The 12,451-nt window shown below is 73.0% G+C and carries 9 protein-coding genes and 3 tRNA genes; 6 read left to right on the forward strand and 6 right to left on the reverse strand.

The features are described from left to right. Positions 1-50: 50 nt before the first annotated feature. The 3 genes from ABEB06_RS12560 to ABEB06_RS12570 all read right to left on the reverse strand — a co-directional run bounded on the left by ABEB06_RS12560 (position 51) and on the right by ABEB06_RS12570 (position 5,820). On the reverse strand, positions 51-2,786 hold the full coding sequence (locus ABEB06_RS12560) for a right-handed parallel beta-helix repeat-containing protein (protein WP_345696935.1): 2,736 nt from the start codon (positions 2,784-2,786) through the stop codon (positions 51-53). 75 nt (positions 2,787-2,861) lie between these two features. Next, positions 2,862-5,561, reverse strand: a complete 2,700-nt coding sequence (locus tag ABEB06_RS12565; RefSeq protein ID WP_345696936.1) for a PKD domain-containing protein — start codon at positions 5,559-5,561, stop codon at positions 2,862-2,864. A gap of 185 nt (positions 5,562-5,746) precedes the next feature. Continuing rightward, a tRNA-Ile gene (locus tag ABEB06_RS12570) sits at positions 5,747-5,820 on the reverse strand. Positions 5,821-6,025: 205 nt separating this feature from the next. Between ABEB06_RS12570 and ABEB06_RS12575 the strand changes: the two genes are divergently transcribed. The 3 genes from ABEB06_RS12575 (at position 6,026) to ABEB06_RS12585 (ending at position 7,487) form a co-directional block, all read left to right on the forward strand. Beyond that, positions 6,026-6,346, forward strand: a complete 321-nt coding sequence (locus tag ABEB06_RS12575) for a hypothetical protein (protein ID WP_345696937.1) — start codon at positions 6,026-6,028, stop codon at positions 6,344-6,346. 88 nt (positions 6,347-6,434) lie between these two features. Then, positions 6,435-6,638 (forward strand): hypothetical protein, encoded by a 204-nt coding sequence (locus ABEB06_RS12580; protein ID WP_345696938.1) that lies wholly within the window; start codon positions 6,435-6,437, stop codon positions 6,636-6,638. Between the two features lie 96 nt (positions 6,639-6,734). Further along, positions 6,735-7,487, forward strand: a complete 753-nt coding sequence (locus tag ABEB06_RS12585) for a trypsin-like serine peptidase (RefSeq protein ID WP_345696939.1) — start codon at positions 6,735-6,737, stop codon at positions 7,485-7,487. Between the two features lie 94 nt (positions 7,488-7,581). Here ABEB06_RS12585 and ABEB06_RS12590 read toward each other — a convergent pair. Further along, positions 7,582-7,654, reverse strand: a tRNA-Asn gene (locus ABEB06_RS12590). Between the two features lie 5 nt (positions 7,655-7,659). Then, positions 7,660-7,732: transfer RNA gene (locus tag ABEB06_RS12595), tRNA-Asn, on the reverse strand. 310 nt (positions 7,733-8,042) lie between these two features. Between ABEB06_RS12595 and ABEB06_RS12600 the strand changes: the two genes are divergently transcribed. The 3 genes from ABEB06_RS12600 to gad all read left to right on the forward strand — a co-directional run bounded on the left by ABEB06_RS12600 (position 8,043) and on the right by gad (position 11,273). Then, the gene (locus ABEB06_RS12600) at positions 8,043-8,336 is read left to right on the forward strand and encodes a hypothetical protein (protein ID WP_345696940.1); all 294 of its coding nucleotides are present in this window, start codon (positions 8,043-8,045) and stop codon (positions 8,334-8,336) included. Between the two features lie 9 nt (positions 8,337-8,345). Further along, on the forward strand, positions 8,346-9,779 hold the full coding sequence (locus ABEB06_RS12605) for an FGGY family carbohydrate kinase (RefSeq protein ID WP_345696941.1): 1,434 nt from the start codon (positions 8,346-8,348) through the stop codon (positions 9,777-9,779). Positions 9,780-9,866: 87 nt separating this feature from the next. Next, positions 9,867-11,273: a glutamate decarboxylase gene (gad, locus tag ABEB06_RS12610; RefSeq protein WP_345696942.1), complete on the forward strand. Its 1,407-nt coding sequence runs from the start codon at positions 9,867-9,869 to the stop codon at positions 11,271-11,273. A gap of 19 nt (positions 11,274-11,292) precedes the next feature. Here the strand turns inward: gad and ABEB06_RS12615 are convergent, their stop codons facing one another. Further along, positions 11,293-12,414, reverse strand: a complete 1,122-nt coding sequence (locus tag ABEB06_RS12615) for an RNA polymerase sigma factor (protein WP_345696943.1) — start codon at positions 12,412-12,414, stop codon at positions 11,293-11,295. Between the last annotated feature and the right edge of the window lie 37 nt (positions 12,415-12,451).

The raw sequence follows: 12,451 nt of genomic DNA on the forward strand, positions 1-12,451 counted from the left end.
GGAAACTGCCGACGGCCGCGCCGGTCCGGCCGCCCCAGGGTGGGCTCCGGTCAGAGCCCGGCGGCCGCGATCAGGGAGGTCCCGGAGCCGCCGCCGGCCGCCCCCGGGGCGCTCACGGAGGCCGTCCGTGTCCAGTGGCCGGCCGCGTAGTCGGCGTCCGCCTCGAAGGTGTTGCCGTTGGGGTCCAGGGTGAACACCCGCAGGGTGCTGCCGTTGCCGGCGACCGTGACCTGCCGAACGGCGATCGAGTTCATGCCGGTGGCGGCGCTGACGTCGGCCCAGTTGCTCCAGCGCCCGGCGACGTAGTCACCGCCGGCCTCCATCAACCGGTCCCACACGACGGCGAAGACGTGCAGCTTGCCGTCGGGCGTGGCCGCCACGCCGACCTGGGTCGGCTTGACGTACTGGGTCGGCCAGGCGTAGCCGATTGCGGCGGTCATGTCGCCGCCGCTCCACCGGGCGCGGTTGTAGTCGCCGTCGGCGACCCGGACGTGCCCGTCCGAGCCGAGCATCGCCACGTGCAGCACGTTGCCGATGAACGCGGCGGACGCGCTGGTGGTGTTGGCCGGGTAGCCGAGCGCGGCGGTGATGTCGCCCCACTTCGACCAGGTGCCGGACGCCCGGTCGCCGGACGCCTCGTACACCCGGCCGCCCGCCACCGCCAGCACGTGGATCCGGTTGCCGGTCGAGGCGGCCGTGATCTGGGTGATGCCGCCGAGGTCGCCCGCGCCGTTCGCGCCGGTCACCTCGGCCCAGGGCAGCCACTGCCCCTGGGCCACGCCGCCGGCGGCCGGGCCGAGGTTGCGGTCGGCGCGGTACACCTTGCCGCCTACCAGCGCGAAGGCGCGCAGGTACTGGTCGGCGGTGGCCACCGAGGTCATCGCGGTGACGTCCTTGGCGGAGAACCCGGCGCCGGGCACCGGCATGAACTGGCCCCAGACGCCCTTGTCGTAGTTCGCCCCGGCGTCGACCAGCCAGTCCTTGCCGTTCTTGGCGAGCAGCTGGACCCGCTTGCCGGGCTGCAGCGCCGCCGTGTCCCGGGCGCTCACCGCGTGCACGGTGCGCTTGGTGACCAGCACCTTGCCGCTGTCGTCGCGGTCGGTGACGGTCAGCTCGTAGTCGCCGGCCACCATGTACTGGTGGTTGTAGGTGCCCAGCGGGTAGGTCTGGGACTGCTTGGGGGTGCCGTCGCCGAAGTCGATCTCCTCGGAGGTGAAGCTCCACGGGGTGCTGGCGTTCGGCCGGATCGTCGCGTACAGGGTGTCGTCGACCGTCACGGTCGGGTCGGCGGCGAGCTGGGTGGTGGCGACCCGGACCTGGTCGGCACCGGCCGACGCCTTCGCGCCGTGCGTGTCGGTGACGACGACGGAGGGGTAGAAGGTGCCGGCGGTCAGGTAGGTGTGGGTGACCGTCGGCGAGGTGGAGTGCACCGGGCCGGTGCCGTCGCCGAAGTCGACCGCGTAGTCGAGCTGCTTGAGCGGCCATGCGTCCTGCGTCGTGACGGTCGCGGTCACCGTGAACGGGGCGCTGCCCCTGAGGCCGGGTGCGTCCGTCGTGGTCACCTTCAGAGTGGCGCCACCCAGGCCGGTGGCCTCGTACGCGCCCCGGTCGCGGACGCCGCCCAGCGTGTCGTCCGCATTCGGGTTGTCAGCGTAGGTGTAGCCGCGCAGGTCGGTGCCCACACCGGGCGCGGCGGGGTCCGCGGAGTCCGCCAGGGCCGGGTAGAAGAGCGACATGCGGGAGTACGGCCCGACGACCCCGTTGCACTTCCCGCCGTCGCAGTTGAAGTCGGTGTCGATCTCGTGCGCGCCCTGCCCGGTGGCCGCCCGGAACGCGGCAGCGTTCGGGTAGGAGGCCCCGCCCCAGGTGTAGGCGTTGGCGTCGGACCACGGATGGACGGAGTTGTAGTCCACCTTGGTGTCGGTGGTGGAGCCCGCCGACACCGAGATCTCGGTCTCGCCCCGGTTCGGGCCGGGCGTGGCGCAGCCGCTCGGGTCGCCGGACGCCGCGCGGGACCCGGCGGTGATCAGGTTGTTCTCGATCACCGCGCCTGGCGAGGTGCCGTCGATCCGCACGCTCTCCCCGCAGGAGACCGCGATGGTGTTGTTGGTGACGGCGACACCCGGCGCGTCGACCGCCTTGACGGCGGTGGACCGGGTGCCGCTGAACACGTTTGCGGTGACCAGCGCGTGCTGGGTGCCCGCGCCGAGCACGACCCCGTCCGAGGCGCTGAAGGAGTTCCGGCTGACCGTCACCCGGTCGCTGGAGCCGCTGACCTCGACCCCGCCGTTGCCGGGGAACTCGTTGCCGTCCAGGGAGATCCGCTGGCTGTTCTTCACCGTAACGGCCGGCGCACCGGTGTTGGTGCCCTGGGCGTCCAGCTCGAAGCCGCGGATCACCACGTCGTGCACGCCGTCCAGGGTGAAGTCGCTGCCTTCCGCCGGGGCGAGCTGCGCGGCCTGGTTGAAGTCGCCGAGCGGCGCGGTGGTGCCGAGGAAGGTGATCGGCTGCTCCGGGGTGCCCGAGCGGGTGAGGTGCACGGCCTCCCGGTAGGTGGTCAGACCGCCGACGACCTTGACGGTCTGACCGGGCTGCACGACCGCCGCGGCACCCGAGACGGTGCAGAACGGCTGGGCGGCGGTTCCGCTGCCGGTGTCGGAGCAGCTCTCGGCGTAGCCGTTGACGACAAGCTCGGCCGGTGCGGCGCCCGCCGCCTGGACGGTGGGCAGAGTGACGATGCCGGTCGCGGCCGCCACCACGAGGACGGCGGACTGACGCAGACGCATGGGCACGGTTGTTTCCCCCAAGAATGTGGATGCAGGTATACGGTCCGGGCGCCCTCCGGCGCCCGGACGGGCGGGTCAGAGACCCGCGGCGGTGATGTGGTTGAGCTGGCCGGTGGCGCCGGCGGCCTCGTAGGAGTTCACCTGGACGGCGCCGCTCCACCGCCCGGCGGTGTAGTCACCGGTGACTGTCTGAAGCGCGCGCCAGCCGTCCAGCCCGAAGATCCGGAGGGTGTTGCCGGTGGAGGCCGCCGCCACCTCCGTGACGGCTGTCAGGCCGCTGGCGGCGGAGATATCGCCCCAGCCGGTCCAGTAGCCCGCCGCGTAGTCACCGGTGATCTCGTGGACCCGGCCGTTCGCCAGCGCCACCACGTGGAACCGCGAGCCCGGTGTGGAGGCCGCCGCGAGCTGGGTGATGCCGGCCGGACCACCGTAGGCGGCGGTCACGTCGCCGTGGCTCCACCGCCCCCGGGTGTAGTCGCCGTCGGCCACCCGGACGTGATGGTCGGCACCCAGCACCGCCACGTGCAGCACGTTCCCGGTGGTCCCCGCCGCAATGCTGTAGACCCCGGTCGGCATCCCCGCCGCGGCGGTGATGTCCCCCCACTTCGACCAGGTGCCGGACGCCCGGTCGCCGGACGCCTCGTACACCCGGGCGCCCGCGACCGCCACCAGGTGGGTGCTGTTGCCGATCGAGGCCGCCGAGATCTGGGTGATGAGGCCCGACAGCGGACCCGGGCCGGCAACCTCCTTCCACGGCAGCCACTGGCCCTGCGCCACCCCGCCCGCCGCCGGGCCGAGGTTGCGGTCGGCGGTGTAGATCTTGCCCTCGGCCAGGACGAAGGTCCGCAAATACTGGTCCGCGGTGGTCGCCGAGGTCATCCAGAGGATCCGGTTGACGTCGAACGGGGCACCGTCCCGAGGCACCGACAGGAACGGCGCCCACACGCCCTTGGTGTAGTTGGCACCGGTGCCCATCAGGTCGCCGAGGGCCGTGTTGGCGAGCACCTGGACCCGCTGACCGGGCTGCAGCGATCCGAGGTAGGCGCCGTTGTCCAGGTCGACGGTCCTGGTGACCGTGCTGGTCCGACCGGCCTCGTCGGTGACGGTCACGGTGACCGGGTAACTGCCCGGCGTGTAGTACCGGTGCTCGACGCTGCGCCCGTCCGGACTCGAAGCACGACCGCCGTCGCCGAAGTCCACGTCGACCTTGGTCACCACGTACGGCGAGTCGATCCGGGGCGTCACCGCCACGTTGAGCGGTCCGCTCACCGAGAAGTCGAAGGCCACCGCCAACGGAGCGGGATCCTTGACCACCACCGAGGAGTTGAAGGTGCCGCTCACCTGGGCGCCCTGGACGTCGGTCGCGGCGACCGACAGTCCGTAGTAGTTGCCGGGCTTGGTGTAGGTGTGCACCACGGTCGGCTCGGTGGACCGCACCGGGGCGGTGCCGTCGCCGAAAGTGAACACATAGTCGGCCTGCGGGAGGCCGAAGGTGTTGACCGGCTTGGCGGTCACCTTCACCGTGAACGGCGCGGGCCCCTGCAGCGTGGGAACGTCGGCGGTCACCGCGAGCCCGACCGAGGCCTGCCCGGACAGCTCGTACGCGCCGCGGTCGCGCACCGCGCCGTTCGGAGCCGTGTTGGCGACGTTCGGGTCGTCGGTCGGCCTCACCCCGAGCAGGTCGGTGTCCACCCCCGGTGCGCTCGGGTCCGCCGAGTCGACGGCGCCCTTCATCGACTCCGGCAGCACCAGGCCCTGCGAGAGGTTGAGGTCGAACGGGACGTCGAGGTCGAGGTCGTGCGCGGCCTGGCCGGGCTGCGCCGCGGCGAACGCGGCCGCCGTCGGGTACGCGGTGCCGGCCCAGGTGTACGCCGAAGCGTCCGACCACGGGTGCACCGTGTTGTAGTCCACCTTCGACCCGGCGGTCGACGCCGCGGAGACGGAGATCTCCGTCTCCCCGCGCTTGCCGGAGGTCGCGCCGCACCCGCTGTACAAGCCGACGGCGCCGCCGTACTGAGCGGTGATCACGTTGTTCTCGATCAGCGCGCCCGGCGAGGCCCCGTCGATCTTGACGCTCTCCGCGCAGGAGAAGGCGATGCTGTTGCCGGTGACCGCCGTGTTCGGCGCGTCCACCGCCGAGACCGCCGCCGAGGTCGTCTGGTTGAACTCGTTGGCGGTGATCAGCGAGTCGTGCACCCCGGCGCCCACGGCGATCCCGCCGACGCTCCTGAAGAGGCTCCGGCTGAGCGTCACATGGTCGCTGCCGTCGGACAGCTGAGCGCTCAGCGGACCGGCGCTGCCGTACCGGATCCGGTCCAGCACCACCCGCGAGGAGTTGGCCACCGAGACCAGCGGGACGGTGGTCGCCGAGTAGTCGCTGTACAGCGAGAAGTTCTTCACCACCACGTCGTGCACGTTCGACAGCACCAGGGCATTCTTCGTACCGAGCACCGGATGCAGCGGGGTGGGCCCGTTCGCGGCCGTACCGACGAAGGTGATCGGCTTGTCCGGCGTACCGGAGTTGGTGATCGCCACCGTCTCCCGGTACGACCCGTCGACGATCTGGACGGTCTGGCCCGGCAGGGCCGCGTGGGCCGCGGCGGAGATCGTGCAGAACGGCCGGTCGGCCGCACCGCTGCCGGCGTCGGTGCAGGTGGTGGCCCTGTTGTTGACGTACAGCGTGCCCGCGGGATCCGCCGCCGACGCGGCGGTCGGCATGGCGACGAGGGCGGTGACGGCAGCCGCGGTGAGCGCGGCGGGCTGGCGCAGTCGCACGTTGAAAAGACTCTCCATGAGGTGAGAAACGGGCACAGCTTGGCATTCGAACCACTGTTCCGTCGACTCGGTTTCCGGAATCGTCGTCAATGTCCCGAATGATCAGTTGCCCCCACCGCCCCGCCGGGTGACTTCACGGCGTGTCGGGGCCCTGCCCGCGAGGGGGCTGCTCTAGGTTGCCGAGGTGGGGCGGGTGGGACTCGAACCCACGACCAGAGGATTATGAGTCCCCTGCTCTAACCGGCTGAGCTACCGCCCCCCGGGCCCGGCGACCTGCCGTCCGGGCCGACGTGCGCGGCCCCGGCAGCAGCAGACGGCCCCTCAGGGCCGTCCCGGGCAGCATAGCCGGTCGATCAGTCGCGGTGCGCGCCGGGGGCGCATCCGGGTATCCGGTGGCGGGCGCCGGCGGGCCGGGCGAAGCTCGATCATCGGCGGCTCGGGCGAGGGCGGCAGCGGTCGCCCTGGTGGTGACCGGGTACGGCTCCTCCAGGCGTCCGAGCGGCACGCCGGGCGGCCCGGGCGCTGGCACCGCACCGGCCGGCACCACGCACACCGCGAAGGCGACCCCGCTCAACAGCCTGGTCGGCGCGGTCTTCACCAACGGCCCGGACGGCGAGACCCCGAACGGCGTCCGGCCGCTCGGCACGGTGACCGTGGACCCGAGCTGGCGGAGCAGTGGCGACCAGGACCTGGACGTGGCGCTCGCCATCGTGCAGGCGCAGAGTGGTCGGCAGGTGCAGGTGCTCGGCGCCAACCGGCTCGGCACCGACCCGGCTACCGGCTGACGGTGAAGGTCACCGGCTGCCCGAGCAGCGCGGACGCCCCGATCACCTGCGCCGGCCCGGCCCGGCCACCGAGCAGAGCCCCACCCAGTTGCGGATCGACTGCCCCGACCGGACCGGCGGCACCAGCGGCAGCCCCTGGGTCACCGACCTGGACCCGACCACCCGCACCGGCGCGGTGGTCGGTGTGATCGGCGGCTACCGGGAGGGCGGGGACACCGCCGACACCTCGTCCAGCAGTTACTCCGGCGACCGGGTGCGGGTGCCGTACCAGCGGGCGAGCGGTGGCGGCTGACCGTTCGCACGCGGGCGGTAGGGTGCTGCCGACCGTGCCGGTGCTTCGACCGGCCCGGCACCGGTACCGGCAGGGCGACGGACGGGGGCGGGACGGATGGGCGGGCGGCGGGCGGCAGCGGTGGCGCTGGGCGGGGTGCTGCTGGCCTCGGGCGCACTGGCGGGCTGCGGCCCCACCGGGGCGGCGGCGGACCCGCCCTCGGCGGCGGCTCCGCTGCCGAGGGCGACCCCGGCCCCGGCGGACACCGCGGCCAACCGGGTCGGCGTCCTGTTCAAGGGCGGCACCCGGCTGTGCACCGCCAGCGTGGTGCACAGCCCCCGCGGCAACCTGCTGGTCACCGCCGCGCACTGCGTCTGGGCCGGTGACCGCCCCCTCGACGGCGTGGTCTTCGCCCCGGGCTACCGCGACGGGGACAGCCCGTACGGGAGCTGGCCGGTGACCGAGACCTTCGTGGACGGCCACTGGTCCCGCTCGGCGGACCCGGAGTACGACGTGGCCTTCCTCGCCGTGGGCGAGGAGGGCGGGAAGCGGATCGAGGACCTGCTCGGCGGCAACCGGCTCGGCACCGGCCTGGGCTTCGGCCTGGAGGTCACCGTCACCGGCTACCCGCACGAACGCGAGGCTCCGGTCAGCTGCCGGGTGCGGACCACCGCGCAGTCCACCACCCAGGAGCGCTTCGACTGCGCCGGCTACACCGAGGGCACCAGCGGCGGACCCTGGGTCACCGGAACCGGCCAGGTGGTCGGCGTGATCGGCGGCTACCAGGAGGGCGGGGACACCGCCGACACCTCGTACAGCGTCGCCTTCGACGACCGGGTGGCCGAGCTGTACCGCCGCGCCACCGCCTGAGGCCCCACCGGACGGCCCGGGGGCCGGGGCGAGGCAGAGGGTCGGGAACGGCAGGAGGCCCCCCGGCTGACGCCGGAGGGCCTCCTGCTCCTTGCTCCCCCAATTGGACTCGAACCAATAACCTGCCGATTAACAGTCGGCTGCTCTGCCAATTGAGCTATGGGGGACCGTGCTCCTCCAATTGGACTCGAACCAATAACCTGCCGATTAACAGTCGGCTGCTCTGCCAATTGAGCTATGGAGGATTGACCATCTGCCCGACCGCCTCACCCCGGGGCTTCCCCCGACCGCTCGGCGCTCGCTGCGGGACATACATTAGCGCACTCAGGGGGGTGGTTCGCCAATCGCTTTCGCCCGACCCCTCCCCCCGGCGCGCCCCCGCGCGCGCGGGGGCGGCGCTGCGAGGATGCTGGTGCACGGCGGCGGAGCCCGTCCGGGGCTGGCCCGGACCCGCCACCGGCGGGGCGATTCGCACCCCGGCCGGGCGGGTAGGGCAACGCGGCACAGGATCGCTCGTAGGCGCCGTACCGGCGCGAGGAAGGGTGGAACCGCACCATGTGGAAGGTGACGTTGATCGTGGGCGTCGGGATCGGCTACGTCCTCGGGGCGAAGGCCGGCCGGCACCGGTACGAGCAGATCGCCAACGCGGCCCGGCAGATCACCGAGAACCCGAAGGTCCAGGACGCGGCCGGCAAGGCGAAGCAGCAGGCGGGCGCGGTGGCGGGCCGGGCCGCCGGCGCGGTCGCGGACAAGGTCGGCGACCGGCTGCCGAACGCGGTGACCGACCGCATGCCGTACTTCGCGCACCGGCAGTCCGAGAACGACGACTGGGGCACCGTCCGCCCGTAGGATCTCGCCATGGGCATCGTCGCGGGCATCGACAGTTCGACCACTCGCACCCGGATCGTCGCGTGCGACGCCGAGACCGGCGCCGTGCTGCGCCAGGGACGGGCCCCCCATCCGGTGCCGGAGGGCGAGGACGCCCGCAGCACCGAGGTGGATCCGCAGTCCTGGCTGCACTCGCTGGGCGACGCTGCCACCGGCGGCCTGCTGGAGGGCGTGACCGCGATCGGCGTCTCCGCCCAGCAGCACGGCCTGATCGGGCTGGACGCGGGCGGGGTGCTGGTCCGGCCCGCCCTGCTGTGGAACGACCCGCGGTCGGCCGGCGCGGCCGCCGCCCTGGTGGACGCGCTCGGCGGGCCGCAGCCGTGGGTGGAGGCGATCGGCGCCGTCCCGGGGCCGACGTACACCATCGCCAAGCTGCGCTGGCTGGCCGAGTTCGAACCGGCCTCGGCCAAGCGGATCGCCGAGGTGCTGCTGCCGCACGACTGGCTGATCTCCCAGCTGCTCGGCACCGTCAAGCGGCGCACCACCGACCGCGGCGACGCCTCCGGCACCGGCTACTGGTCGCCGATCACCGGCGAGTACCGGCAGGACCTGGTGAAGCTGGCGATCGGCCACGAGCTGCGGGTGCCGGACGTGCTCGGCCCCGCCGAGCCCGCCGGGCACACCCCCGAGGGCCTGCTGATCTCGGCGGGCACCGGGGAGAACATGGCCGCCTCGCTGGGCCTGGGCCTCGGCGTCGGCGACGCCGTGGTCTCGCTCGGCGGCAACGGCACCATCTTCGCCGTGCACGACCGCGCGGTGGTCGACCCGACCGGCCTGGTCTCCTCCTTCGCCGACGCCACCGGCCGGCACCTGCCGATGGTGGCCACCCTGAACGCGGCCCAGGTGCTGCGCTCCACCGCCGCCATGCTCGGCACCGACCCGGAGGGCCTGAGCGAGCTCGCCCTGCAGTCCTCCCCCGGCTCGTACGGCCTGGTGCTGCTGCCCTACCTGGACGGCGAGCGGACGCCCAAGCTGCCGCACGCTGCGGGCACCCTGACCGGGCTGCGCGCCGAGTCGATGGGCCCGCAGCACCTGGCCAGGGCCGCCGTCGAGGGCATGCTCTGCAACATCGCCGACGCGCTGGACCTGCTGCGCTCGCACGGCGTCGCGGTCGACCGGGTGTTCCTGCTCGGCGCGGTCGGACGGCTGCCGGCGGTGCGGGAGATCGCCCCGCTGCTGTTCGGCCGCCCCGTGGTGGTACCGCCGGCCGGCGACCACGCGGCGCGCGGCGCGGCCCGGCAGGCCGCCTGGGCGCTCGCGGGCACCGCCGAGCCGCCGCACTGGGAGCTGCCGGGAGCCGCGGTGCTGGCCCCGGACCAGGACCACGACCTGGCGGTGGGCAGCGCGGTGCGCCAGCAGTTCGCCGCGGTGCGGGAGCAGATCCACCCGGAAACCGCCTCCTGACGCGCCGCCCCCTTCGGCGCGGCTGAAGATGCGTCATCGCGGGGGCGGTGGCAGCGTGGGGATCCCGGCCAGTGAAGGGATCCCGGCATGGCGCTGCACCAAGGTCACGAGGAGAAGGACCGTCCGCTGTCCGTCAGTCCGCTGTCCGCCGCGGTCGACCCGATCGGTGCGATGCAGACGGCGCCGGCCCGGCACCGGCTGGCGGACCTGCCGGTCCCGCCGCCGGTGGCGTACCAGCTGATCCACGACGAACTGATGCTGGACGGCAACGCCAAGCTCAACCTCGCGACGTTCGTCACCACCTCGATGGACGACTACGCCGACCGGTTGATGGCGGAGTGCCGCGACAAGAACATGATCGACAAGGACGAGTACCCGCAGACCGCCGAGCTGGAGAAGCGCTGCGTGGCGATCCTCGCCGACCTGTGGCACGCCCCGGACCCGGCCGCGGCGGTGGGCTGCTCGACCACCGGGTCGAGCGAGGCCTGCATGCTGGCCGGCATGGCGCTCAAGCGCCGCTGGATGGCCCGCAACCGGGAGCGGTACGCGGCGGGCGCGCGGCCGAACCTGGTGATGGGCGTCAACGTGCAGGTCTGCTGGGAGAAGTTCTGCAACTTCTGGGAGGTCGAGGCGCGGCTGGTCCCGATGGAGGGCGAGCGCTTCCACCTGGATGCCGAGCAGGCCGTGGCCCACTGCGACGAGAACACCATCGGCGTGGTCGGCATCCTCGGCTCCACCTTCGACGGCTCCTACGAGCCGATCGCGGAGATCTGCGCCGCCCTGGACGACCTGCAGCGGAACACCGGGCTCGACGTGCCGGTGCACGTGGACGGCGCGTCCGGCGGCATGGTCGCGCCCTTCCTCGACCCCGACCTGGCCTGGGACTTCCGGCTCCCCCGGGTCGCCTCGATCAACACCTCCGGGCACAAGTACGGCCTGGTCTACCCCGGTGTCGGCTGGGCGCTGTGGCGGGACGCCGAGGCGCTGCCGGAGGAGCTGGTGTTCCGGGTGAACTACCTGGGCGGCGAGATGCCGACCTTCGCGCTGAACTTCTCCCGCCCGGGCTCCGAGGTGGTCGCCCAGTACTACACCTTCCTGCGGCTGGGCCGGGAGGGCTACCGGGCGGTGCAGCAGGCCTGCCGGACGGTCGCCGAGTACCTCGCGCAGAAGATCGAGGCGCTCGGGCCGTTCCGGCTGCTGACCCGCGGCGACCAGCTGCCGGTGTTCGCCTTCACCACGGCCGAGGGCGTCGGTTTCGACGTGTTCGACGTGTCCCGGCGGCTGCGCGAGCGCGGCTGGCAGGTCCCCGCGTACACCTTCCCGGAGAAACGGGAGGACCTGGCGGTGCTGCGGGTGGTGTGCCGCAACGGGTTCACCCACGACCTGGCCGACCTGCTGCTCGAGGACCTGACCCGGCTGCTGCCCGAACTGGAGGCCCAGCCGGCGCCGTTGAAGGACTTGGGGATCCCGGCCCGGACGGCGTTCCACCACTGACCCCGGTCGCCGCGCCGGGTCAGTCCAGGTAGCCGCGCAGCTGTTCGGCGAAGGCGTGCTCGCGCAGTCTGGCCAGGGTCTTGGCCTCGATCTGGCGGATCCGCTCGCGGGTCACGCCGAACAGGTGGCCGATCTCCTCCAGGGTGCGCGGGCGCCCGTCGTCCAGGCCGTAGCGCAACTGGACGACCTGGCGCTCGCGTTCCCCGAGGGTGGCGAGGACGGCGTCCAGGTGTTCGCGCAGCAGCAGGAAGGCGGCGGACTCCACCGGGGAGGCGGCGTCGGCGTCCTCGATCAGGTCGCCGAGCGCGACGTCGTCCTCCTCGCCGACCGGGGTGTGCAGCGAGACCGGCTCCTGGGCCAGCTTCAGCACCTCCCGGACGCGCTCGGGCGTGAGCTGCAGCGCCTCGCCGACCTCGGCGAAGGTCGGCTCCACGCCGCGCTCCTGGAGCAGCGAGCGCTGCACCCGCAGCACCCGGTTGATCAGCTCCACCACGTGCACCGGCACCCGGATGGTGCGGGCCTGGTCGGCCAGCGCCCGGCTCATCGCCTGCCGGATCCACCAGGTGGCGTACGTCGAGAACTTGTAGCCGCGCGCGTAGTCGAACTTCTCGACCGCGCGGATCAGGCCGAGGTTGCCCTCCTGGACCAGGTCGAGCAGGGTCAGGCCGCGGCCGACGTAGCGCTTGGCGACCGAGACCACCAGGCGCAGATTGGCCTCGATCAGGCGGCGCTTGGCGATCCGGCCGAGCACCACGAGGTGGTCGAGGTCGTCGGTGCAGCGCTCGTCGAGGTCGGGGGTGCGGTCCAGGGCCTCCTCGGCGAACAGGCCCGCCTCGATCTGGCGGGCGAGTTCGACCTCCTCGGCGGCGGTGAGCAGGCGGACCCGGCCGATCTCGCGCAGGTACTGGCGCAGCAGGTCGGCGGCCGGCCCGGCGGATTCGTCGACGGCGGGTTCGGGGCGTTCCTCCTCGACCTGTTCGGGGGTGAAGTCCGTTCCACCGGTCGGGTCTTCGGGCTCTTCGAGTTCGGGCTCCTCGAGAAGGTCGGGCGCGGCCGGGCGATCAGGCTCGGGGGTCGGGTCAAGCTGGTCCTCGGCCGTGACGGCCTGGGGCCGGCGGACAGCGGCTAGCTCCACGGGCATCCCTCCAGGGGCCGGGCGCGGCGTCTGGGGGCCGCCG

Source organism: Kitasatospora terrestris (assembly GCF_039542905.1).
In the GTDB taxonomy this organism is placed as follows: Bacteria; Actinomycetota; Actinomycetes; order Streptomycetales; family Streptomycetaceae; genus Kitasatospora; species Kitasatospora terrestris.

Bases quoted from the DNA above. Each gene is read 5' to 3' on its own strand.
- ABEB06_RS12560 (WP_345696935.1), bottom strand. From the start codon at position 2,786: ATGCGTCTGCGTCAGTCCGCCGTCCTCGTGGTGGCGGCCGCGACCGGC.
- ABEB06_RS12585 (WP_345696939.1), top strand. From the start codon at position 6,735: ATGGGCGGGCGGCGGGCGGCAGCGGTGGCGCTGGGCGGGGTGCTGCTG.
- ABEB06_RS12600 (WP_345696940.1), top strand. From the start codon at position 8,043: ATGTGGAAGGTGACGTTGATCGTGGGCGTCGGGATCGGCTACGTCCTC.
- ABEB06_RS12605 (WP_345696941.1), top strand. From the start codon at position 8,346: ATGGGCATCGTCGCGGGCATCGACAGTTCGACCACTCGCACCCGGATC.
- gad (WP_345696942.1), top strand. From the start codon at position 9,867: ATGGCGCTGCACCAAGGTCACGAGGAGAAGGACCGTCCGCTGTCCGTC.
- ABEB06_RS12615 (WP_345696943.1), bottom strand. From the start codon at position 12,414: ATGCCCGTGGAGCTAGCCGCTGTCCGCCGGCCCCAGGCCGTCACGGCC.